16 protein-coding genes, 3 pseudogenes and 1 other annotated feature are annotated in these 22,781 nt (G+C 65.4%); of the genes and pseudogenes, 7 read left to right on the top strand and 12 right to left on the bottom strand.

Annotated elements, in window-relative coordinates:
• Positions 1-3: 3 nt before the first annotated feature.
• The 4 genes from DEH84_RS18880 to DEH84_RS18865 form a co-directional block, all read right to left on the bottom strand.
• Positions 4-2,487, bottom strand: a complete 2,484-nt coding sequence (locus DEH84_RS18880; protein WP_109038750.1) for a heavy metal translocating P-type ATPase — start codon at positions 2,485-2,487, stop codon at positions 4-6.
• Positions 2,488-2,538: 51 nt separating this feature from the next.
• Positions 2,539-4,329 carry a methyl-accepting chemotaxis protein gene (locus DEH84_RS18875; RefSeq protein WP_109038749.1) on the bottom strand — a complete coding sequence of 597 codons (1,791 nt, stop codon included), beginning with the start codon at positions 4,327-4,329 and terminating at the stop codon, positions 2,539-2,541.
• 121 nt (positions 4,330-4,450) lie between these two features.
• A complete protein-coding gene (locus tag DEH84_RS18870; RefSeq protein ID WP_109038748.1) occupies positions 4,451-5,077 on the bottom strand; it encodes a YitT family protein in 627 nt (208 codons plus the stop codon).
• A gap of 1 nt (position 5,078) precedes the next feature.
• A complete protein-coding gene (locus DEH84_RS18865; RefSeq protein ID WP_109038794.1) occupies positions 5,079-6,431 on the bottom strand; it encodes an amino acid permease in 1,353 nt (450 codons plus the stop codon).
• 145 nt (positions 6,432-6,576) lie between these two features.
• On the opposite strand from DEH84_RS18865, the gene DEH84_RS18860 reads away from it, so the two are divergent.
• Entirely contained in the window at positions 6,577-7,476 is a 900-nt protein-coding gene (locus DEH84_RS18860) for a DMT family transporter (protein ID WP_109038747.1), read from the top strand.
• A 15-nt stretch (positions 7,477-7,491) separates the two neighbouring features.
• On the opposite strand, the gene DEH84_RS18855 is transcribed toward DEH84_RS18860, so the two are convergent.
• The 6 genes from DEH84_RS18855 to DEH84_RS18830 all read right to left on the bottom strand — a co-directional run bounded on the left by DEH84_RS18855 (position 7,492) and on the right by DEH84_RS18830 (position 14,543).
• The gene (locus DEH84_RS18855; protein ID WP_109038746.1) at positions 7,492-9,606 is read right to left on the bottom strand and encodes a TonB-dependent siderophore receptor; all 2,115 of its coding nucleotides are present in this window, start codon (positions 9,604-9,606) and stop codon (positions 7,492-7,494) included.
• 126 nt (positions 9,607-9,732) lie between these two features.
• Positions 9,733-11,412 (bottom strand): electron transfer flavoprotein-ubiquinone oxidoreductase, encoded by a 1,680-nt coding sequence (locus DEH84_RS18850; protein WP_109038745.1) that lies wholly within the window; start codon positions 11,410-11,412, stop codon positions 9,733-9,735.
• Position 11,413: 1 nt separating this feature from the next.
• Positions 11,414-12,346 carry an electron transfer flavoprotein subunit alpha/FixB family protein gene (locus DEH84_RS18845; protein WP_109038744.1) on the bottom strand — a complete coding sequence of 311 codons (933 nt, stop codon included), beginning with the start codon at positions 12,344-12,346 and terminating at the stop codon, positions 11,414-11,416.
• Positions 12,347-12,356: 10 nt separating this feature from the next.
• Positions 12,357-13,106, bottom strand: coding sequence for an electron transfer flavoprotein subunit beta/FixA family protein (locus DEH84_RS18840; RefSeq protein WP_109038743.1), 750 nt, complete (start codon positions 13,104-13,106; stop codon positions 12,357-12,359).
• A 97-nt stretch (positions 13,107-13,203) separates the two neighbouring features.
• Complete coding sequence (locus DEH84_RS18835; RefSeq protein ID WP_109038742.1) at positions 13,204-13,935, bottom strand: type 1 glutamine amidotransferase; 732 nt, start codon at positions 13,933-13,935, stop codon at positions 13,204-13,206.
• Between the two features lie 74 nt (positions 13,936-14,009).
• Positions 14,010-14,543: a carboxymuconolactone decarboxylase family protein gene (locus DEH84_RS18830; protein WP_109038741.1), complete on the bottom strand. Its 534-nt coding sequence runs from the start codon at positions 14,541-14,543 to the stop codon at positions 14,010-14,012.
• A gap of 92 nt (positions 14,544-14,635) precedes the next feature.
• Here DEH84_RS18830 and DEH84_RS18825 point away from each other — a divergent pair, with 92 nt between their 5' ends.
• The 4 genes and pseudogenes from DEH84_RS18825 (at position 14,636) to DEH84_RS18810 (ending at position 17,696) form a co-directional block, all read left to right on the top strand.
• Complete coding sequence (locus tag DEH84_RS18825; protein ID WP_109038740.1) at positions 14,636-15,526, top strand: AraC family transcriptional regulator; 891 nt, start codon at positions 14,636-14,638, stop codon at positions 15,524-15,526.
• Between the two features lie 454 nt (positions 15,527-15,980).
• A pseudogene (locus tag DEH84_RS18820) lies at positions 15,981-16,211 on the top strand (ATP-dependent nuclease); the annotation flags it as partial.
• 64 nt (positions 16,212-16,275) lie between these two features.
• A pseudogene (locus DEH84_RS18815) lies at positions 16,276-16,410 on the top strand (transposase); the annotation flags it as partial.
• A gap of 60 nt (positions 16,411-16,470) precedes the next feature.
• Positions 16,471-17,696 (top strand): IS3 family transposase gene (locus DEH84_RS18810; RefSeq protein WP_109034349.1). Its coding sequence is split into 2 segments (ribosomal slippage): positions 16,471-16,756 and positions 16,756-17,696, totalling 1,227 coding nucleotides; the frame shifts between segments, so codons are not numbered across the junction.
• Positions 16,746-16,862 (top strand) — a sequence feature (AL1L pseudoknot). (Overlaps the previous gene by 117 nt.)
• A 1-nt stretch (position 17,697) precedes the next feature.
• Here the strand turns inward: DEH84_RS18810 and DEH84_RS18805 are convergent.
• On the bottom strand, positions 17,698-18,480 hold the full coding sequence (locus tag DEH84_RS18805; protein WP_159099069.1) for an AraC family transcriptional regulator ligand-binding domain-containing protein: 783 nt from the start codon (positions 18,478-18,480) through the stop codon (positions 17,698-17,700).
• 63 nt (positions 18,481-18,543) lie between these two features.
• Here DEH84_RS18805 and DEH84_RS18800 point away from each other — a divergent pair, with 63 nt between their 5' ends.
• Positions 18,544-20,118, top strand: coding sequence for an amidase family protein (locus DEH84_RS18800; RefSeq protein ID WP_109038738.1), 1,575 nt, complete (start codon positions 18,544-18,546; stop codon positions 20,116-20,118).
• Here DEH84_RS18800 and DEH84_RS18795 read toward each other — a convergent pair.
• Positions 20,054-21,088: an AraC family transcriptional regulator gene (locus tag DEH84_RS18795; RefSeq protein WP_109038737.1), complete on the bottom strand. Its 1,035-nt coding sequence runs from the start codon at positions 21,086-21,088 to the stop codon at positions 20,054-20,056. The two genes, DEH84_RS18800 and DEH84_RS18795, sit on opposite strands and share 65 nt — an antisense overlap.
• A gap of 128 nt (positions 21,089-21,216) precedes the next feature.
• Here DEH84_RS18795 and DEH84_RS18790 point away from each other — a divergent pair.
• A pseudogene (locus DEH84_RS18790) lies at positions 21,217-22,746 on the top strand (flavin-containing monooxygenase); the annotation flags it as partial.
• Positions 22,747-22,781 lie beyond the last annotated feature (35 nt).

The following is a 22,781-nucleotide window of genomic DNA, read 5'->3' as shown; positions in this document are numbered from 1 at the left end:
TGTTCAGGCCGCGGCCAGCGGCGGCTGGAACCGCCGCAGCCGAAGCGCATTGCCCAGCACGAACACGCTCGACAAGGCCATGGCCCCGGCCGCAAACACGGGTGACAGCAACACGCCATAGGCCGGATACAGCAGCCCCGCAGCCACCGGGATGAGCGCAGTGTTGTAGGCAAACGCCCAGAACAGGTTCTGGCGGATGTTGCCCAAAGTGGCGCGCGACAGCGCGATGGCGTTGGGCACCCCCTGCAGGTGACCCGACATGAGCACCACGTCTGCGGCCTCCATGGCCACGTCGGTTCCGGTCCCGATGGCCAGGCCCACATCGGCCTCGGCCAGCGCCGGCGCGTCGTTGATGCCGTCGCCCACGAAGGCCACACGGCCATGGGTCGACTTCAGTCGCTGCAACGTGGCGACCTTGCCCTCCGGCAGGACCTCTGCCACCACCTCGTCGATGCCCAGCCGCGCAGCGATCGCGCGGGCGGTCCGGGCGTTGTCTCCGGTGATCATCGCCACCTTCAGCCCCAGAGCGTGCAGGGCGGCGATTGCGGCCGGTGTGCTGGGCTTGATCGGGTCCGCCACGGCGACGATCGCCGCCAGCTGGCCATCCACCGCGGCGTACAGCGGCGACTTCCCCTCGTTGCCCAGCCGCTCGGCGGTGTCGGCGAAGACCTCCACAGGCAGGCCAAGCGACCGCATGTAGCGATCGGCGCCCACTTCCACGCGCGCGCCCGCAACAGTGGCCCGCACGCCCATGCCGGTCACGGACTCGAAGGCATCCAGAGACGGCAACGCCAGGCCCCGCGCCTCGGCCGCCTGCACGATGGCCCGTGCAATGGGGTGCTCCGAGCGGGCTTCGACCGCGGCAATCAGGCGCAGAACGTGAGCCTCATCAAAGCCCGGTGCCACCTCCAGATCGGTCAGCGACGGACGGCCTTCCGTCAAGGTGCCCGTCTTGTCGACTGCCACCACACGCGCGTCCTTCAGCAACTGCAGCGCCTCGCCCTTGCGGAACAACACGCCCATCTCGGCGCCCCGGCCCGTGCCCACCATGATGGACGTCGGCGTGGCGAGCCCCATCGCGCAGGGGCAAGCAATGATGAGCACCGCGACCGCGTTGACCAGCGCATAGGACAAGGACGGCGACGGGCCCCACACCAGCCAGAGCACGAAGGTCAGCAAGGCCGCCGCCATCACCGCGGGCACGAACCACAGGGTCACCTTGTCGACAACCGCCTGGATCGGCAACTTGGAGCCCTGAGCCTGCTCCACCAGCCGGATGATCTGCGCCAGCACCGTCTGCCCGCCCACCGCGGTGGCACGCAGCATGAACGCCCCCTGCTGGTTGACCGTGCCACCCACCACGGCGCTGCCCGCGGTCTTTTCAACCGGAATCGGCTCGCCGGTCACCATCGATTCGTCAACAAAGCTGTGACCTTCGACGAGCTCGCCGTCCACCGGCACCCGTTCGCCCGGGCGCACCGCCACGGTGTCGCCTGCCTTTACGCCCGTGATCGGCACGTCGACTTCGCGCCCGTCGCGAACCACATGTGCCACCTTGGCCTGCAAGCCCACCAGCCGCTGGATGGCCTGCGAGGTGCGGCCCTTCGCCCGGGCCTCGAGGAAGCGCCCCAGCAGGATGAGGGCCACGATCACGGCGGCGGCTTCGTAATAGACGTTGACCGTGCCCGTTGGCAACATCCCGGGAGCAAAAGTGGCCACCAGGGAATAGGCGTACGCCGCCGTTGTTCCGACCGCCACCAGCGAATTCATGTCGGGCGCCAGACGCCACAGCGCGGGAATACCGTGGACGTAGAAGCGCCGGCCCGGCAGCGCCATCACCAGGGTCGTCAGTACGAACTGGAGGTACCAGCTGTTCTGAACGCCGATGTGCGCTGCAATCCAATGGTGGACGCCAGGGATCAGGTGCGAGCCCATCTCCAGCAGGAACACGGGCAGGGCCAGCGCCGTGGCGACAAGCAGGTCGCGCTGCAGGGCCACCCGTTCGGCATCCTTCCTGGCCGAGGCCTCGGCATGGTCGCCCTCGGGGGCCAGCGTGCGGGCTTCATACCCGGCCCTGGCAATCGCCGCGATCAGGGCGTCCGAAGGCGCCACGCCGCGCACCGTCGCGCGCTCCGTCGCTAGGTTGACCGACGCCTCGGACACGCCCGGCACCTTCCTGAGCGCACGTTCCACCCGCCCGACACACGAGGCGCACGTCATGCCTTCCACGGCCAGCTCGGTGGTGCGCTCGGGCACGGCGTATCCCGCCTGGGTCACGGCGGCAGTCAGCGCGCTCAGGTCCACAGCCTGGCCGCCTTCGAGGTGAACCATGGCGCGCTCGGTGGCGAGGTTCACGGCCACATCGCGCACGCCGGGCACCCTGGCCAGCGCTTTTTCCACCCGCTTGACGCAGGAGGCACAGGTCATGCCTTCGATGGGCAGGCTCAGGGGGGCAAGGGGCGCAGGCCCGGAGTGAGGTGCGTTCATGTCGACACCTTAAACCTTGCCTTCACGGCAAGGTCAAGCCCCTGCTTCAGATCAGAGCCGGAAGCCGCCCACGATGTCGGCCAGTTGCGCCGACTGGTCCTGTAGCGCGCGGGTCGCAGCGGCCGCCTGCTCCACCAGGGCCGCGTTCTGCTGCGTACTCTGCTCCATGTGGCCCACCTTGCTGCCAATGGCGGCAATGCCCCGGCTCTGTTCGCCGCTGGCGTGGCTGATCTCGGCAACAATCTGCGTCACGCGGTGCACGCTGTCCACCACCTGCTGCATGGTTTCGCCCGCCGTCACCACCTGGCGACTGCCGGCCTCCACATGCGACACGGAGTTGTCGATCAGGGCCTTGATCTCGCGCGCGGCTGTGGCACTGCGCTGTGCCAGCGAACGCACTTCACTGGCCACCACCGCAAAGCCGCGGCCCTGCTCGCCGGCCCGTGCCGCCTCCACCGCAGCGTTCAACGCCAGGATGTTGGTCTGAAAGGCGATGCCATCGATCACACCGATGATGTCCACGATCTTGCGCGCCGACGTCTCGATGCCGCCCATGGTCTGCACCACCTGGCCCACCACCTCACCGCCACGGGTCGCCACCGCGGAAGCCTGATTGGTCAGCTCGTTGGCCAGGTGCGCGTTGTCGGCGTTCTGGCGCACCGTCGAGGTCAATTCGTCCATGGCCGACGCCGTCTCGGTCAGCGCGCTGGCCTGCTCCTCGGTCCGGTTCGACAGATCCATGTTGCCGCTGGCAATTTCGCCAGAGGCCAGGCGCACCGACTCGGCCGACTCGCGCACGCGCAGGATCATCTGAGCGATCTTGTCGGTGAAGTGGTTGAACGACATGGCGATCTGAGCCAGCTCGTCATGCCCTTCCGCGGCCAGCCGGCGGGTCAGGTCACCATGACCGGAGGCGATCTCTTCAAGCGCATCCCGCACCGTGCCCAGCCGGGCCAGCTGCCGCCGGATCACCACGGCCACCAGTGCCACCGCGATCACCACGCACAGCACGGTGATGGTCACGGCGGTCTTCAGCAGGTCATGCACGGGCTGCATCGCCTGCGCCCGGTCCACGGCCACCACCAGCGTCCAGGGCGTGCCCTTCACCTCGGCGCCGTACAGCATCATGTCGGCCCCACCCAGCGACGTGTCGAGCCGGCGCCCTTCCGATGCCATCTGCCTCACGCGTTCCGGCGTCAACTCGGCGGTCAGATCGGACACCGGCTTGAGTGTGAACGCGTTATCGGGGTGAGCCAGCAGCTTGCCGGCCCCGTCGACGAGGAAGGCGTAGCTCTTCTCCATCGGGCGGATCGCGTCGACCGTCCTGGTCACGGTGTCCAGGTGCATATCGGTGCCCAGCACGCCCTCGTAAGCCCCCTTGGGCCCGAACGGCAGCACAAAGCTGATCGTCAGCTTGCCGGTGCTCGCGTCGACATAGGCGGGCGTGAGCGCGGCGCCGCCCGTCTCGATGCCTTGCTTGTACCAGGGTCGAGCGGTGCCATCGTAGGTGTCGGGCATGGGGTGATCGAACACCACCCGTTTGGTCGCATACACGATGTAGGCATCGTCGAAGCCACCAGCCTGCTTGGCCGCGCGGATGGCCGGCAGGGGATCCGGCTCGTTCACGGCCAACGCCAGCGCTCCGGTGATCCGGTGCTTCTCGTTCACCCAGCTGGTGAGGTCGGCCGCGTACAGCCCGGTCAGCTGGCCGACCCGATCGTCCAGTTCCGCCAGGGTGTTCGCACGTTGCACCGCGAACATCCCCACACAGACCGCAGAAAGCGAGACCGCGGTGATGGTGACGCACACCGCGATGAGCCGGCCACGGAGTGTCTTGAACATGAGCGCATTCCTCGAACAGATGGGATGGGACGCCCCAACACGGGCTTCCCTCTACGGGGTTATCGGACGATCACCGCCAGACCTGAGCCCGGAAACCGCTGCGGCGCGTGATCAATCGCACTCAGGCCAGATACCGGTCGGGTCGGTGGTTCATCGCCACGATCGTGTTCAGCACCACCGCCCCGGCCACCGACGCGACAAGCAGCGGCATGCTGACCAGCGCCGACGACGCCGCGAGAATCAACAGGTCGATCACCAACTGCACCTTGCCGGCGCGGATCCCATGGTGCTCCTGCAGGTACAGCGCCAGGATGCTGGTGCCGCCCAGGCTGGCCCGGTGGCGGAACAGCACGATGAAGCCCAGCCCCAGCACCGCATTGCCGAACAGCGCCGCATAGAACGGATCGATCCGCTCCACATGGATGAAGACGGTGTGCATCTCCGCGAAGAAGGACACCAGCCCGACCGCACAGAAGGTCTTCAGCACCATGGCCTTGCCGAGGTGCCAATACGCCAGCCAGTAGAAAGGCACGTTGATGAGGAAGAACGCCACACCAAAACGCACGCCGGTGGCGTAGTGCGCCAGAAAGGCCAGGCCTGCCGTGCCACCGGTGAGGGCCCCGCCCTGCCGCAACAGGTTCACGCCGAACGAGACGACCAGCGTGCCGATCAGCAGGGCCAGCACGTCCTCGTACCAGGCGTGCGGTGCGCGAGGCCCGTCTGCCGGGCTGGCGGTAGGGCGCGCCACGTCAGGCCTTACGCTGACGCAGCCAGTAGCCAACGCCCAGGAAGCCCAACCACACCGGGATCAGCATGACCGACAGGCGCATGTCGAGCGTGGCCCACATGACGGCAAGGATGCCGACCATGAACGCCAGGCACAGGTAGTTGCTGATGGGGTGTGCCCAGCTCGGGTAGCGCGGGGTCACCCCCTGGCTCACCATGGCCTTGCGGAAGATCAGGTGGGTGATGCTGATCATCGCCCAGTTGATGATGAGCGCGGCCACCACCAGCGCCATCAGCAGGCCGAAGGCCTTGCCCGGCATCAGGTAGTTGATGAGCACGCACAACGCGGTGGCGGTGGCCGACACCAGCAGCGCGGGCACCGGGATACCGCGGCCATTGACGCGCGCCAGCACGGCCGGGGCGTCGCCCTGTTCGGCCAGGCCCAGCAGCATGCGGCTGTTGCAGTACACGCAGCTGTTGTAGACCGACAGTGCCGCGGTCAGCACGACGATGTTGAGCACCGTGGCCACGGCCTGGCTGTCCAACGCCTGGAAGATCATGACGAAGGGACTGCCACCTTCCTGCACCTTGTGCCAGGGAAACAGCGACAGCAGCACCGCCAGTGCGCCCACATAGAAGATCAGAATGCGGTAGATGACCTGATTGGTGGCCTTCGGGATGGTCTTGCGGGGCTCTTCCGCTTCGGCGGCCGTGATGCCGACCAGCTCGAGCCCGCCGAACGAGAACATGATGACCGCCATGGCCATGACCACGCCCTCGATGCCGTGAGGCAGGAAGCCGCCTTGGGACCAGAGGTTGTGCAAGCCGGCTTCCGGGCCCGCCTGGCCACTGAGCATCAGGTAGACGCCAAAGCCGATCATGCTCAGGATGGCCACGACCTTGATGATGGCGAACCAGAACTCCATCTCGCCGAACAGCTTGACGTGCAGCAGGTTGATGGCGTTGATGACCACGTAGAAGACCAGGGCCGAAACCCAGGTCGGCACGCCGGGAAACCAGTACTGCACGTAGATGCCCACGGCCGACAGCTCGGCCATGCTGACCAGCACATACAGCACCCAGTAGTTCCAGCCGGACATGAAGCCCGCCATCCGGCCCCAGTAGCGATGGGCAAAGTGGCTGAACGAGCCCGCCACCGGCTCTTCCACCACCATCTCGCCAAGCTGGCGCATGATGAAGAAGGCCACAACGCCCGCGATCAGGTAGCCGAGCAGGATGCCCGGGCCGGCCAGCTTGATGGTCTGCGCGACACCGAGGAAGAGGCCGGTGCCGATGGCACCGCCCAGGGCGATGAGCTGAATGTGGCGGTTGCTGAGACCGCGCTGCAGCGTGGGTGGGTTGGAAGGCTTGGACATGTTGTTGGAAGGCTCAGCCGAACCCTCCATTTTCGCCTCTGTGCGCAATGCCTGCCATGTGGCTCACCACATGGCGCCATAAGCAAACCCACATGCCCGCTTTCCATGCAGGGCCACGTCAGAATGGCGGCCCAAGGACGAGAACATGGCCGCACGAGGAACCGTCGACACCCGCGCTGCCAGCATCATGGTGGTGCTGTGCATGATCTGGGGACTGCAACAGATCGCGCTCAAGGGCGCTGCACCCCACATCGCCCCCGCGATGCAGATTGCCCTGCGCTCGGCTGGGGCCGCGCTGCTGGTGGCCGCTCTGATGGCGGCGCGCGGTGAGCGCCTCACCCCCGGGCTCTGGAAGCCCGGGCTGCTTGTGGGCCTGCTCTTCGGCATGGAGTACCTGCTGGTCAGCGAAGGCCTGCGACACACCACGGCGGCGCACGTGACGGTGTTCCTCTACACGTCGCCGATCTTTGCGGCGATCGGTCTGCACATCCGCGTGCCGTCCGAGCGCTTGAGGGCCCTGCAATGGCTCGGCATCGCGATGGCCTTTGCGGGCATTGCCACCGCCTTCCTGGCCCGGTCCGCCCCCACGACGGCGCACACATCGGTCACCGGGGATCTGTTGGGGCTGCTCGCGGGCGCCGCGTGGGGCCTGACCACGGTCTCCGTGCGCGGCTCGGCGCTCACGGCGGCACCGGCCACGGAGACCCTGCTGTATCAACTGATGGGGGCAACGGTGTTGCTCACCGCACAGGCCTTCTTCACCGGGCAGACCCACATCCAGTGGACCCCCACTGCCTGGGCTAGCCTGGGCTTTCAGACCCTGGTGGTGTCGTTCGCGAGCTTTCTTGCCTGGTTCTGGCTGCTACGCCACTACAGCGCTTCGCGGCTCGGGGTGTTCTCTTTCCTGACGCCCTTGTTCGGCGTCGGCTTCAGTGTGTGGCTTCTGAACGAACCTCTCGAGCCCGCCTTCGTCGTCGGTGCCGCCTTCGTGCTGGCCGGCATCGTCCTGGTGAGCGCAGGGGCGGGCAAAGGCCGCGCCCCCTGAACACGGCTTGTAGCGTCAGAACGTCGTCTGCAGCCCAGCCACGATCTGGCGGCTCAGCCCGGGCAGCACGGTCAGGTTGCCCCACGACGCCCGGTAGTAGGTCTCGTCGAACAGGTTGTGCACGTCCAGCGTCAATCGGGTGCGCGGATCGATCTGCCAGTAGCTGGTGACACGGACCGTCGTGTAGGCAGGCAGTCGGTAGGTGTCGAGCGCCGTTCCCGTGCGCTCGCCGACGTGCACCAAGCCACCGCCCACGCCGTACCGGCCCAGCGAAGAAGGCAGCGCATCCTCGCGGATCGCGAACAGCCCGCCACTGACACGCGGGATGTTGAGCAGGCGTTTGCCCACCAGCGCGGGGTTGTTGTCCTTGGTGACTTCGGCATCGGTGTAGGCGAAGTTGGCCGTCATGCGCCAGTGCGCGTCCAGCTTGCCCGCAAAGTCGGCCTCCAGGCCCTGGCTGCGCACCTCGCCCGCGGCAACGTTGTAGCTTGCGTTGGTCGGATCCCGCGTCAGCACATTGCTCTTGACGATGTGAAACAGCGCCACGGACGCGCTCAGTTGCTGATCGGCGGATTGCCACTTGGCGCCGGCTTCCAGCGCCTTGCCGGAAGTGGGGTCGAACGCTTCCCCGTTCTGGCCCGCACCCGCGTTCGGTCGGAACGAGCGGCCGGCCGATGCGTACACCGACCGGTTGGCATCGATCAGGTACGTGATACCAAACCGGGGCGACGCCACCGAGTGCGCCTGCTCGCGGTGCAGGTTGGCCAGCTTGTCGGTGTAGTCCTGCTTGAACCGGTCGAAGCGCACGCCCGCCAGCAGTTTCCACTTCTCGCTCAGGTCCACCTGATCCTGCAGGAATACGCCCGTCGCGCGCTGACGGTCTTCGGTGTCGAAGCCAGGGGTCAGCGTGCCCCTCGGCTGGTTGTAGACCGGGTTGTAGATGTCGATGGCAAACGGCTGGGCGGTCAGGTTCGAATAGCGGATGTCCTGTCCCATGAACAGACGCCACGCTTCCAGCCCGGCCAGCACGGTGTGCTGCATGCCACCCAGCTTCAGCTTGCCTTCCGCCTCGGCCTGCATGGAATGGTCACGAGACGGCAGGCTGCGCGTGCTGTCACGGCGCGTCAGGGCGCGTTGGTCGGAACGCAGCGTGCCCAGCAGGTCGATGGCATCGCCGTAGAACTCCGTTTCGCGCGACGAGGCGCCCAGGCGTGCACGCCAGCCCTGGCCCAGGTCGCGATCCAGCGTGATCTGATGCGTCTCCCCGTTGATGTGCATGTTGCCGCGAGACGGGTCGCCCAGGAAGGTGTCGCGCGGCACAGCGCCCGGGTTGCCGTTGACCTGCACGATGCCCCGATCGAGCGGCGCACGGATGCGAATGAACTCGGCCTCGTACTGCAGCACGGTGTTCGCGTCGATGGACCAGGTGAGCGCGGGGGCGATGACGTACTTGCTGTTGTCGACGGCCGACGTGCGCGACGCGCCGTCTTCCGACACGAGGTTCAGCCGGTAGGCCAGGTTCTGAGCCAGCGGCCCCGTCGAATCGAGCGTGGCGCGGTGAAAGCCGCGTGTCCCCGCTTGCAGCCCCACCGTGTGCGACGGCGTGAACTGCGGCTTCTTGGTCACCACATTCAACGTGCCACCGGGCTCGCTGCTGCCATACAGCGCCGCCGCCGGCCCCTTCAAAAACTCCACGCGCTCGATGGTGGCCGCATCGCGCTGCGGTCCGTATCCACGGCCGGAGGCAAAACCATTGAGCAGCGAGCCGCCATCGGTGTTGCTGAAGCCGCGTATGGCGTAGTTGTCCCAGTTGCCACCAAAGTCGTTCAGGCGCGAGACGCCACTGACGAAGTCCACCGCATCCGCCAGCCGGCTGGCACCCAGGTCATTGAGCAACTGGCGCGGCACCACGCGCACGGCCTGCGGTGTCTCGATCAGGGGCGTGTCAGTTCGGGTGGCCGCGGTGTTGCGCCTGGTGCCCTGGTAGCTGGAAGACCCGGTGCGGTCCCGCACGGAAATTTCCTGCACCTCGGTGGTCGATTGGGCGTGGGCTGCAAGGGCGCACGCCAGGAGAACCGCTGCAGCCAGCAGGGTGCGGCTGGGCGCCGCAGCGTGGAGAGAAAAGCGCATTGGGAAAGGCCCGCAATAGGCAAACGCGTCGGCACGACATGTGCCGTTTACAGTCGTTCATCCTATCATTTAATGCGACTCATTCTCATTTGCATTAATCGGCGAAATCTTCATCCCTGCGGCCCGTCACATCCCCGCGTAGTTGGGCCCACCGCCACCTTCCGGCGTGATCCACGCGATGTTCTGCGTCGGATCCTTGATGTCGCAGGTCTTGCAGTGCACGCAGTTCTGCGCGTTGATCTGCAGCCGGTCGGTGTTGTCGTCGTTCTTCACGAACTCGTACACGCCCGCCGGGCAGTAGCGCTGCTCGGGGCCCGCGTACTTCGCCAGGTTGGTCTGCACCGGCACCGCCGCGTTCTTGAGCGTCAGGTGCGCCGGCTGGTGCTCGTTGTGGTTCGTGTTCGAGACGAACACCGAGCTCAGGCGGTCGAAGGTGATCTTGCCGTCCGGCTTCGGGTAGTCGATCTTGGCGCACTCGGCCGCCGGCTTCAGGCGGGTGTGGTCGGCCTCGGTGCGGTGGATGGTCCACGGTGCGACCTTGATGCCCAGCTTGGGCAGCAGCCACTGCTCGATGCCGGTCATCAGCATGCCCACGTACATGCCCTTCTTGAACCACTGCTTGAAGTTCTTCGAGCTGTCGAGCTCTTCCTTGAGCCAGCTGGTTTCGAACGAGGCCGGGTAGGCGCTCAGTTCGTCGTGCTGGCGGCCGGCGTTCAGCGCATCGAAGATGGCTTCGGCGCACAGCATGCCGGTCTTCATGGCGGCGTGCGAGCCCTTGATGCGTGCGGCGTTCAGGAAGCCGGCGTCACAGCCGACCAGCGCGCCGCCCGGGAACACGAACTTGGGCAGCGACAGGATGCCGCCAGCCGTGATGGCGCGGGCGCCGTAGCTCAGGCGCTTGCCGCCTTCCAGGTACTGCTTGATGCTGGGGTGGGTCTTCCAGCGCTGCATTTCTTCGAACGGGCTCAGCCAGGGGTTCTGGTAGTCCAGGCCCGTCACGAAGCCCAGCGTGACCTTGTTGTCTTCCAGGTGGTACAGGAAGCCGCCACCATAGGTCTGGGTGTCCATCGGCCAGCCGGCGGTGTGCACCACCAGGCCGGGCTTGGCCTTGGCCGGGTCGATCTCCCACAGCTCCTTGATGCCGATGGCGTAGCTCTGCGGGTCCTTGCCTTCGTCGAGCTTGTACTTGGCGATCAGCTGCTTGCCCAGGTGGCCGCGCGCGCCTTCGGCAAAGATGGTGTACTTGCCGTGCAGTTCCATGCCCAGCTGGAAGTCGCCCGTGGGCTCGCCCGACTTGTCGATGCCGAGGTTGCCGGTGGCGATGCCCTTGACCGAGCCGTCGTCGTTGTAGAGCACTTCCGCAGCAGCGAAGCCGGGGAAGATTTCCACGCCCAGGGCCTCGGCCTGCTGGCCCAGCCAGCGCACCACGTTGCCCAGGCTGATGACGTAGTTGCCGTGGTTGTGGAAGTTGTTGGGGATCAGCGCCTGCGGGGTGGCGGTGGCGCCGGTTTCGCTCAGCACCAGCACCTCGTCGGCAGTGACCGGCTGGTTCAGCGGCGCGCCCAGCTCCTTCCAGTTCGGGAACAGCTCGTTCATCGAGATCGGGTCCATCACGGCACCCGACAGGATGTGCGCGCCCGGCTCGGAGCCCTTCTCCAGCACGACGACGGAGATCTCCTTGCCGGCCTTCTCGGCCAGTTGCTTGAGCTTGATCGCCGTCGACAGACCAGCCGGGCCGGCTCCGACGATCACGACGTCGTATTCCATCGACTCGCGCGGGCCGAAGGACTGCAGCGCGTTCGTCATGTCAGAGCACCGATGCCATCTCGGGCACAGCCGTGAACAGATCGGCTTCCAGACCGAAGTCGGCCACCTGGAAGATCGGGGCTTCCGGATCCTTGTTGATGGCCACGATGACCTTCGAATCCTTCATACCGGCCAGGTGCTGGATGGCGCCCGAGATGCCGCAGGCCACGTACAGCTGCGGCGCGACGATCTTGCCGGTCTGGCCGACCTGCCAGTCGTTCGGGGCGTAGCCAGCGTCCACCGCAGCGCGCGAGGCGCCCAGGGCGGCGCCCAGCTTGTCGGCCAGCGGCGACATGACTTCGTTGAACTTCTCGGCCGAACCCAGCGCACGGCCACCCGACACCACGATCTTGGCAGCGGTCAGCTCGGGGCGCTCGGACTTGGTCACTTCGCGGCCGACGAACGACGAGGTGCCGGCGTCTGCAGCGGCGGCGACGGTTTCCACGGCGGCCGAACCACCGGTGGTGGCGGCGGCGTCGAAGGCGGTGCCGCGCACGGTCAGCACCTTCACGGCGTCAGCCGATTGCACGGTGGCGATGGCGTTGCCGGCGTAGATCGGGCGCTCGAAGGTGTCGGCGCTGACCACCTTGGTGATTTCCGAGATCTGCGCGACGTCCAGCTTGGCGGCCACGCGGGGGGCCACGTTCTTGCCCGACGCGGTGGCCGGGAAGACGATGTGGCTGTAGGCCGAGGCCACGGCCAGCACCTGGGCGGCGAGGTTTTCAGCCAGGCCGTCGGCGAACTGGGCGCCGTCGGCGTGCAGCACCTTGGCCACGCCGGCGATCTGGGCAGCGGCCGAAGCCGCGGCACCGGCGTTGGCACCGGCCACCAGCACGTGCACGTCGCCACCGATCGCCTTGGCGGCCGTCACGGTGTTGAGCGTGGCGCCCTTGATGCTGTTGTTGTCGTGTTCAGCAATGACGAGAACGGTCATGGGTTACTCCTCAGATCACTTTGGCGTCGTTCTTGAGCTTGCTCACCAGGGTGGCCACGTCGGGCACCTTGATGCCGGCGGAGCGCTTGGGCGGCTCGGCGACGCTCAGGGTCTTGATGCGCGGGGCCACGTCCACACCCAGGTCGGCCGGCTTGACGGTCTCCAGGGGCTTCTTCTTGGCCTTCATGATGTTGGGCAGCGTGACATAGCGCGGCTCGTTCAGGCGCAGGTCGGTGGTGACCACAGCCGGCAGCTTGAGCTTCACGGTTTCCAGGCCGCCGTCGACTTCGCGGGTGACCACGGCGTGGCCGTCAGCGACTTCGACCTTCGAGGCGAACGTGCCTTGCGGCAGGTCGGCCAGCGCAGCCAGCATCTGGCCGGTCTGGTTGCTGTCGTCGTCGATGGCCTGCTTGCCCAGGATGATCAGGTCGGGCTTTTCCTTGTCGACCAGGGCCTTGAGCACCTTGGCCACGGCCAGGGGCTGCACTTCGGCGTCGGTCTCGACCAGGATGCCGCGGTCGGCACCAATGGCCATCGCGGTGCGCAGGGTTTCCTGGCATTGGGCCACGCCGATCGACACGGCCACGATTTCAGTGACGATGCCCTTTTCCTTCAGACGCGTCGCCTCTTCCACGGCGATCTCGTCGAACGGGTTCATGGACATCTTGACGTTGGCGATGTCGACGCCAGAGCCGTCGGACTTGACGCGAACCTTCACGTTGTAGTCCACAACCCGCTTGACGGGGACCAGGATCTTCATGCTGTGCCTGCTGTTGGTTGGTGAAAGGAAGGAATGCCCGCATTGTGGGCAGCCCCATCACCACAGCAGACAGCATCAGTTTTTCTGATGCTTAGCTTTATGCGCGGGTGCCCGCGGCCTGACAGGCCTCGGCCAGCGCGTCCAGGAAATGGAAGAGGTACTGGTTCATCTCGGTGTGGTCGTTGGCGCGCAGGGCCTCCGGCTGCTGCACGAAGCGATGCGCCTTCAAGGCATCGAACTCTCCCGCACTGGCCTCGATCAGCAAGGCCACCACCTCGGGCGTGAACTCCATGTGGCACTGAAAGCCAAAGACGCGCGGCCCGTATTCCACGATCTGCCTCGGACACCCCTCGCTGTGCGCCAGCACCTTGGCCGTGGCCGTCAGCCCTGGCATGTCGTTGTGCCAGTGCCCCACGCTCAGCTGCTGCGGGAACCGCGCAAACAATGGGTTGGCGCGGCCTTCCTCGGTCAGCGTGATCGGGAACTTGCCGATCTCCTTCTCCGGGCTGTGCTCGTGGCGGGCTCCCAGCGCAGTGCCCATGAGCTGCGCACCCAGGCACACACCCACCACGGCACGGCCGGCCTCCACCGCCTGGCGAATCAGCTGGCATTCGGCCTGCGCGTCGAAGTGCGGGCATTCGGCGAGGGTGGTGGTTGGCGACTGCGGGCCGCCCATCACCACCAGCATGTCGAACCCGGAAGCCGACTGCGGCAGGGCATCGCCTGCGTACACACGCGAATGGCTCGCGCTGTGGCCGCGGCTTTGCACCCAGGTTTCATACGCGCCGGGTGCTTCAAAGGCTTCATGGATGACGAAGTGCACGTGCATGGTGGTTCGCTCTGAGGTGGGTCGGTGAGGGGTGCTCGGGCATGGCCGATGGCACCCATCATGCCGTGGTCGGCTTACTTCAGCGCCACCTTCGGGAAGTCGACCGGCACGTCGAACGCCACATTGATGTAGTTGGTGAACAGGTTCAAGGCCACGTGGGCCATGATCTCGACCACCTGCTCGTCCTTGAAGCCGGCATCACGCAGGGCCGCCACATCGGTGGCATCAATGTGGGCGCGCTGTTCGACCACCTTCAAGGCAAAGCGCAGCGCGGCGGCCGTCCGGGGGTCTTCTGACTCGCCCACTTGAGCGGCCGACATGGCAGCAAGCGAGGCACCGGCTTTCTGCCCCAGCACCGTGTGCGCGGCCAGGCAGTATTCGCAGCGATTGCGGTTGGCAATGGCCACGGCGATCTGCTCGCCCAGCTGCGCGCCCAGCGTGCCCTGGCCGAGGGCACCGAATGAGGCCCACATGCTCTTCAAGGCCGCAGGCGAGTTGGCCACCGCCTTGAACATGTGCGGGGTGCTGCCGAAGGCCTGCTGAATCTGCTGCAGCAAGGGCTGGCTGGCGGCGGGGGCGAGGTGGGTGTCGGTGTTGATGCGTGACATGGTGTGCTCCAGTTGAGTGAATGGTTTGGCAGCCGGCTGTTCGCAGTATGGGCACACGGCCCGTATGATGGGTTGCCAAACGTGCTGAAAACATGACCATTCGTACGCCACCGCCCGAGCCCGCACCCGACCGCCTGTCTTCGCTTCTGGAGCGCTTTCGCGTGCGTGCACAGCTGCACCACGCAGGCGCGCTGTGCGGCATCACCCACTTCGATGCGGCCGAGGGGCATGCCTACCTGCACGTGCTGCGGCGCGGGCAACTGGAGGTCAGCCATCCGGCGGCGCGCGGCCGCACCCAGCGCCTGCGCTTCACCGAGCCGACGCTGCTGCTGTACCCGGTGCCGTTCACCCATCGGTTCCACAACGCGCCCGTGGACGGCTCCGACTTCACCTGCGCTCGACTGCGTTTTGACGGAGGCGCGAGCCATCCGCTGGCGCGTGCCTTGGGGCCCTTCATCACGCTGCCGCTCGACAAGGTGCCGGGCCTGGCTGCCACGCTGGAGCTGCTGTTTGCCGAGACCGACCAGGTGCGTTGCGGCCATCGCCTGCTGGCAGACCGGCTGTTCGAGGTGGTCGTGATCCAGCTGCTGCGGTGGCTGCTTGACCAGCCCGAGCAGATCGGCAGGCCCGTGGGGCTGATTGCCGGCTTGTCGGACCCACAGCTGTCGAGGGCGCTGGTGGCGATGCACGACGCACCGGGGCAGGCATGGAACCTGGACCGCATGGCGGCGCGCGCCGGGATGTCACGGACGGTGTTTGCGTCGCGGTTCCGGGAGGTGGTGGGGCAGACCCCGGCGGCGTACCTGACGGCATGGCGCATGGCGCTGGCGCAAAGCCGCTTGAGTGAAGGCGCGTCGTTGAAGCAGTTGGCGGACGAGCTGGGTTATGGCAGTGCGGCGGCGCTTTCGCGGGCGTTTTCAAGCACGGTGGGCTTGTCTGCCAAGGCGTGGTTGGCGGCGCGGGGGGCGGGTGGTTGCGGTTGAGCGGGACGACCCAACCCTGATGGACTGAACTGAAGCGGGTGCGGTCGGTCAGGCCCCGACGCCGGATGACTGCTGCCGGCCATTAGCGGACTTCGTGGGTATCTGCTTGCAGACACTTCATCCCGCGAGAGTACCTGCGGTAAGCCATCGCTGCTGTAGCGGTCGTGATCTCGGCTAGCGCAGGCGCAACGCGCTGAGTGACTGCCTAGCACGCGGCGAGGCCAAGTGTCACCATTTCGTGTGCCGCTTTTCCAGCAGCACTGCCGCTATCCGCAATTAACGGCTGGCGCGATCGACGTCCGTCCAGACCGGGCGCTCTCGTGTTGACAACCGCTCTTCTTGCGGGGCTTATGGCAATTGGCGCCAGGGCCGACGTTCTCGCCATCCCAGGTACGCTACGATAGCTTACAACTAACTAGAAACTGGCGCCCCAGGGAGCACGAGGGCCAAATGTATGCACATCTCCAAACTTACGCTGGTCAACTACAGAAACTTTAAGAACACCAATCTGACGTTTCAGCGTGGCGTCAATACCATCATCGGCGAGAACGGCGCGGGCAAGTCCAACATCCTTCGCGCCATAAGGCTGCTCCTGGACGACAACATGGTTCGCGCAGCTTATCGGTTAGAAGAGTCCGATTTCAGTCGCGCACTGGATCAGTGGAAGGGGCACTGGATCATCATCATGAATCGCCCCGGAGCTCCTAGACGCTTGTGAGCCTCAAACTACTGGCCCAGAAGGAGCCGAGATGAGCACCAAGCGTTACCCTGAAGAATTCAAGATCGAGGCGGTCAAGCAAGTGACCGAACGCGGCCACACGGTGGCCGATGTGTCGAGTCGTTTGGGCGTCAGCGCGCACAGCCTGTACAAGTGGATCAATGAGGCCAGGCTGAACCGCCCCGGCTTTGAAGGAGGCTCCCTCGTTTGAGATGATGGAGCCAAGATGAGAAGTTCGAAGTATTCCCCCGAGGTTCGCGAGCGCGCGGTGCGCATGGTGCTGGAGCACCGAGATGAGCACCCGTCACAGTGGGCGGCCATCGAGTCCATCGCCGGCAAGATCGGTTGCACGGCGCAGACGCTGGACAATTGGATCAAGCAGCACGAGCGCGACCACGGCCTGCGCGGTGGGCCGACGACGGCGGAAGCGCAGCGCATCAAAGATCTCGAGCGCGAGGTGCGCGAACTGCGCAAGGCCAACGAGATTCTGAAGCTGGCCAGCGCGTTTTTCGCCCAGGCGGAGCTCGACCGCCGCATCAAGTCCTGAAGGCGTTCGTCGACCGGCATCGCCAAGAATTCGGGGTCGAGTCGATCTGCCGCGTGCTGCAGATCGCCCCGTCGGCGTACTGGCGGCACGCGGCCTGTCAACGCGACCCGGCGCTGCTGTGCCGACGCAGCTTGCGCGACGCTGAACTGGCGCCGCAGATTCGTCGCGTGTGGCAGGCGAACTTCGGGGTCTACGGTGCCGACAAGGTCTGGCACCAACTGCGTCGAGAAGGCATCGACATCGCGCGCTGCACCGTGGAGCGCTTGATGCGCCAGCACGGCCTGCAGGGAGTTCGCCGAGGCAAGCGACAGCGCACGACGGTGCCTGACCCGAAGGCGCCATGCCCGTTGGATCGTGTGAATCGGCAGTTCAAGGCCGACCATCCGAACCAGCTGTGGGTCACCGACTTCACCTACGTCTCGACGTGGCAAGGCTGGGTCTACGTGGCCTTCGTGATCGACGTGTTCAGCCGTCGGATCGTCGGTTGGCGCCAGAGCAGCTCGATGCACACGGAGTTCGTCCTCGACGCTCTGGAACAAGCGTTGTACGCCCGGCGGCCGACCGAGAAGGACGGGCTCATCTGTCATTCCGACAGGGGGTCGCAATACCTGTCGATTCGCTACAGCGAGCGCTTGGCCGAGGCTGGCATCGAACCCTCCGTCGGCAGCCGCGGTGACAGTTACGACAACGCGCTGGCCGAGACGATCAACGGGCTCTACAAGGCCGAGGTGATTCACCGCCGCGGGCCGTGGAAGACGAAGCAGGCGGTCGAGCTGGCGACGCTGGAATGGGTCGCCTGGTTCAACCACCATCGGCTGATGGCACCCCTGGGCTACAGGCCACCTGCCGAGTTCGAAGACCGATACCATTCCCAACGCGCTAGTCAGGCCGCGATCAACGTCTGACTCAAAGCAACTGGCCTCCGCAGAAGCCGGGGCGGTTCACGCCCAGCGCCAGTAACCGACTTACCTCACTGACCAATCCCGCACGCGTATGCAGGCGCTGTGTGAGCTCCAGTTCGCATTGCGCGATGGCTTGACGCAGGCTCACAGCATTGGCCATGGGTAAGGGTTGGTCCAACCCGGCACTGGACACCCGCCACTGCGTCGCCGGCATGCCATAACGCACATCACCCAGGCGGCGCCGCGCCCCGGCCGCGTGGGGCGGCTCCGGGAAGTCGAACCAGACTTGGCCTCGCAGAGCGTTGACGCCCGCCAGTGCCACTGTGCTGCGGTAGATGCTGGCCATGACCGACTCCAGCACGATGTCTCGCACATCAGGCGGCACGAAGGGCAGCGCGGCAAACTCCAACACGCACAGGTCCCGCTCCTGACGCACCAGGAAAGTCAAACCCATGCCGTAGAGCGGCCAGTATTTCTCAGTGAGCGCCAGTGCATCGCCGAGCGTCGCGGAAGACAGGAGGGCCATGCCCAACGGGCCAAAGGCCGTGGGCGGCAGTCGCCAACCCATCTCGATGCCCACTGCCGTACCGCTGCCAGCCCGCAGCGCCGCGTCACGGACCGCCAGAAGCAGGCGCCTGTAAGCCTCCAATCCCATGCCGCTGGCGGCATTGACTTGTCTCGCTGTGAGACCCGCCTGCCGTAGCACGTCGCGCCTGGACCAGCCCAACTCTGAAACCAATTCGAGGTAAGTCTGTGCGAACACACAAGGCAGGGTGTGGAGGTCCATGGCCAAAAATGATAAGCGACTTGTCCGAAGCTGAAGAGTGGTGTCGAACCCTCCCCCCAGACAATGTCCTGCATCACCTACCATGTCCAGGCTCCTCAAGTGACGTCCATTCCCTTGCATTTCCTCAGCGCCACGCAGGCGCTGGCCGGGTTGCACGCAGGCAACTTCAGTTCACGTGACCTGCTGGAAAGCTACATTGCGCGGGTCGAGGCATTCAACCCTGGCCTGAACGCCATCGTGGACCAGAATCTCGCGTCAGCCCGCGCGCGCGCCGACAAGGCCGATCAGGCTCGCCGTCAGGGCGAGCACTGGGGGCCGCTGCACGGCCTTCCCATGACCGTGAAGGACACATGGGAAGTGCCTGGCATGACCTGCACCGCGGGTGCTCCCGAATACCGCCAGCACCGTCCCACGCAACCTGGTCCCGTGATTCAGCGCGTGCTTGAAGCCGGGGCCATTCCCTTCGGCAAGACCAATGTGCCGTACAAGGCGCTGGACGTGCAATCGTTCAATCCCATCTTTGGAACAACGCGCAATCCCTGGGACCCCACCCGCACGTGCGGCGGCTCATCGGGCGGCGCCGCGGTGGCGCTGGCCACGGGCATGTCGCCGCTGGAAATCGGCAGCGACATCGGCGGCTCCATCCGCATCCCCGCGCATTTCTGCGGCATATACGGCCACAAGGCCACCCATGGCCTCATTTCCCTGAGGGGCCACATCCCGGGCGAGCCTGGCCACCTGTCGGAGCCACCTTTGGGGGTTCCCGGGCCCATGGCCCGCTCGGCCGAGGATCTGCGGCTGCTGCTCGACATCATGGCCGCGGACGCCAACCTGCCCTTGCCCCGCCACGAACGGCTCGACCAGTACCGCGTGCTGATGTGGGTGGACGATCCGGACTGTCCCATCGACCTGGACATGACGGCGGTGTACCAGGAACTGGCGCAACGGTTGCGGGCTGCCGGTGCACAGATCGACATCGGCGCGCCTCCCGGCCTGGGCCTCCATGAACTTTATCCGCCCTATTTCAAGCAAATGGGTGCGCTGATGGGTGCCTGGCTCACCGGGGCGGAGCGCCGAGCCCAAGGCATGGTTGCGCCCCTTGGCCGGGCGACGGCACCGCTGATGCGCCACCTGGGTAAGGTCATGTGCCTGCCGCACAGCCTTGACCGCTTCGTGGACGGCATGACCATGAAGTTAGGCGGTTGGTTTGACGTCGTGGAGCACGCCAACCACCTGCGTGAAGCCTTCATTGGCACGGTGCTGAATCGCTACGACATCATCCTGGCACCGCCGACCTTCACCCCTGCGTTCGAGCATGTCCAGGGGCTGATGGCCAACCGCCGCATCACCGTGAACGGCCAACGCCGCCACTATTCCGATTTGTTCATGTGGATCGCCCCGGCGACGCTCATGGGACTCCCGGCGACCAGCGCGCCAGTCGCGTTGACGCCCAGTGGCTTGCCGGTGAACGTGCAAATCATCGGAGCGCCGCGCATGGACCGCGAGACGGTGCAGTTCGCGGCCTTGCTGGCCGAAGTCACCGACGGAATCGCCCATCCGCGAAACGCCGTGTTTAACCATCCCCGCCCCGCGCATCGCCTCGCAGCGCGCTCGGTGCCACCCCGAACCAACGTTTGAACGCTTGGGAAAAGCTGGACAGATCGCTGAAACCCATGCGCTCCGCAATGTCGGTCAGCGACAGCCTTTCGTCGGCGAGCAACTCTTTGGCCTGGCCGCCGCGCACCTCTGCCGTCAGTGCTCTGAACGTTGTCCCCTCATCCTGAAGACGCCGCTTCAACGTTCTGTCGCTGATGCCGATCCAGTCTGCCACCTGGGCAAGGTCTGGCGCGGCATGGAGGGGCGTCATGGCGAGGTATTGGCGAACGCGCTCAGCCGTGTCTGAACGCACACGCCTGCGTTCGATCAACTCTTCGCATGCCTTCTCGCACATCGCCACGGTGATGGGATTGGCCTGGGGCAAGGCCAGGGACAGCAAACGCCTGTCAAAAGAGAGGCTGTTGGACCTGGCCCCCAGCTGCGGTCGGACGCCCACCTCATTTTCGATCGCCGTGCACATGGCCTCATCCACGCACGAGGTGCTTTTGAGCAGGAACTTTGACAGGACGAACCGGGAGCCGAACGTTTCCTTGATCAGGCGCGCAGCCGCTGCCACGTCCCGCTCCACCAGGAAGCGCTGCACGGCCAGATCGAGTTCAGGTTCATCGAAGCTCACGGTGCACCACTCGTCGTCCAGCGAACTGGAAATGTGGCAGTAAGCGAAGGTCAAAGGAATGAAGCGGAGCGCAAGCGCCAAAGCGTCCGCCGCGGTCGCGCTCGAAAGCAAGCCAAGACCCCAGAAGCCGTACGAGGCGAAGTTGTATCGCATCCCGACTTCCAGCCCCAAGCCCGATTGGGGGCACGCCCGAATCAGGTTTTCAACAGCGCGCAGTTCCTGACTGGCGTTCAACTCGACGTTGGGGTTGATGAGATCCCGTTCCTTGAGACCACTGCCGGCCAGCAGCTGGGCCGGCTTCAGGCCACGCTCTCTGCCGAACTCGACCAGGATCCTGACGCTGGCGGCACTGCGGTTGAAATCCAGAAAGCGCATGGCATTCATTCAAGGGGATTGGCCCAAATCATAAAGCATTTGTCCCTACCCAACCTTCTCGATGCGGCGCGTTGTGCCGATGATCCAGCCCGACGGAGCATCACCACGCCGCACTGCGAGATTCGAAAATGAAAAGCATTGGCCAACACAAAAATGTCCCACTGGACGCCATCATCATCGGCGCTGGCTTCGGAGGCATTGGGATGGCCGTCGCCTTGCAGAAGGCCGGCTTGGGCGAATTGCTGATCCTGGAAAAGCAGCACGATTTCGGTGGCGTGTGGCGGGACAACACCTACCCTGGCGCCGCCTGTGATGTTCCCTCCCACCTCTACTCGTTTTCATTCGAGCCCAATCCGAGGTGGTCCCGCGTTTTCGCGCCCCAGGCCGAGATCTACCAGTACCTGGTGCGCTGCGCGGAGAAGCACAGGCTGCGCTCGAAAATCAAGTTTGGCTGCGAGGTGGCAAGCGCAAGCTACGATGAACAACGCGCCATCTGGACGGTCACCACCGCCCAAGGCCTGGCGTTCCAGACTCGGTATCTCATCACCGCGACGGGGCAGTTGAGCAAACCCGCCTACCCGAAACTGGACGGTCTCGACCAGTACAAGGGTCACGCCTTTCACTCGGCCCATTGGGACCATGCCCATGACCTGAGCGGCAAGAAAGTGGCGGTCATCGGCACCGGGGCCTCAGCCATCCAGTTCGTTCCCGCCATCGCCGACAAGGTGGGCGAACTGACGGTGTTCCAGCGGTCCGCCGCGTACATTCTTCCGCGACCGGATGGCGCTTATGCAGCCTGGCGCAAGGCTTTGTTCGCCAAGCTGCCCTGGACCATGAAGCTGCATCGCGCACGCATCTACATGCAGTACGAAACGCGCGCGATCAGTTTCACGCGCATCAAGTCCTTGATGCAATTGGCGGTGGGGCTGCCCTTCAAAGCCCTGTTGCGCCGCCAGGTGGTCGACCGCGATCTGCGCGAGCGTCTGACCCCTGATTACCCGATCGGATGCAAACGCATCCTGCTGTCCAACGACTATTTGGCCACCATGGCCAAATCCAATGTCCGACTGGCCACCGAAGGCATCCGCCGCATCACCCCCGATGGCGTCGAGACATCGGATGGTCGACACCATCCGTTCGACGCGATCATCTACGGCACGGGCTTTGCGGCCACCGACTTCCTTGCGCCAATGAAGATCACGGGCCGCAATGGCACGGACCTCAACGAAGCGTGGCGTCAAGGCGCGCAAGCCTACCTGGGCATGACCGTGCCGGGCTTTCCCAACTTCTTCATGCTGTATGGCCCGAACACGAACCTGGGGCACAGCTCCATCGTCTACATGCTCGAAAGCCAGATCGCGCACGTGATCCGTTGCCTGCAGGCTGCGCGCAAAGCCGATGCCCAAACCGTCGAGGTCGACGCAGATCGCTACACCCGGTTCAACAGCTGGGTTCAAGCGCGTCTGAGGTCAACCGTCTGGCAAGGATGCAATAGCTGGTATGTGGACAAGAACGGGCACAACAGCACCAACTGGCCGGGCTTTACCTTCAGCTATCGATGGCTGGCCAAGCGTTCGTCGCTGGGGGCCTACCGCTTCAGCGCTGTGGCGCCCCCCCAGCCCAACGCGGCGAGGGCCGCCAAGCAGAGCGCCCCTGCCTGGCGGCGTGATGCAACTGTCACCGCTTCTGGACC

It is taken from the genome of Aquabacterium olei (genome assembly GCF_003100395.1).
Taxonomy (GTDB): domain Bacteria; phylum Pseudomonadota; class Gammaproteobacteria; order Burkholderiales; family Burkholderiaceae_C; genus Aquabacterium; species Aquabacterium olei.
This window is presented reverse-complemented; position numbering and strand designations above follow the sequence as displayed.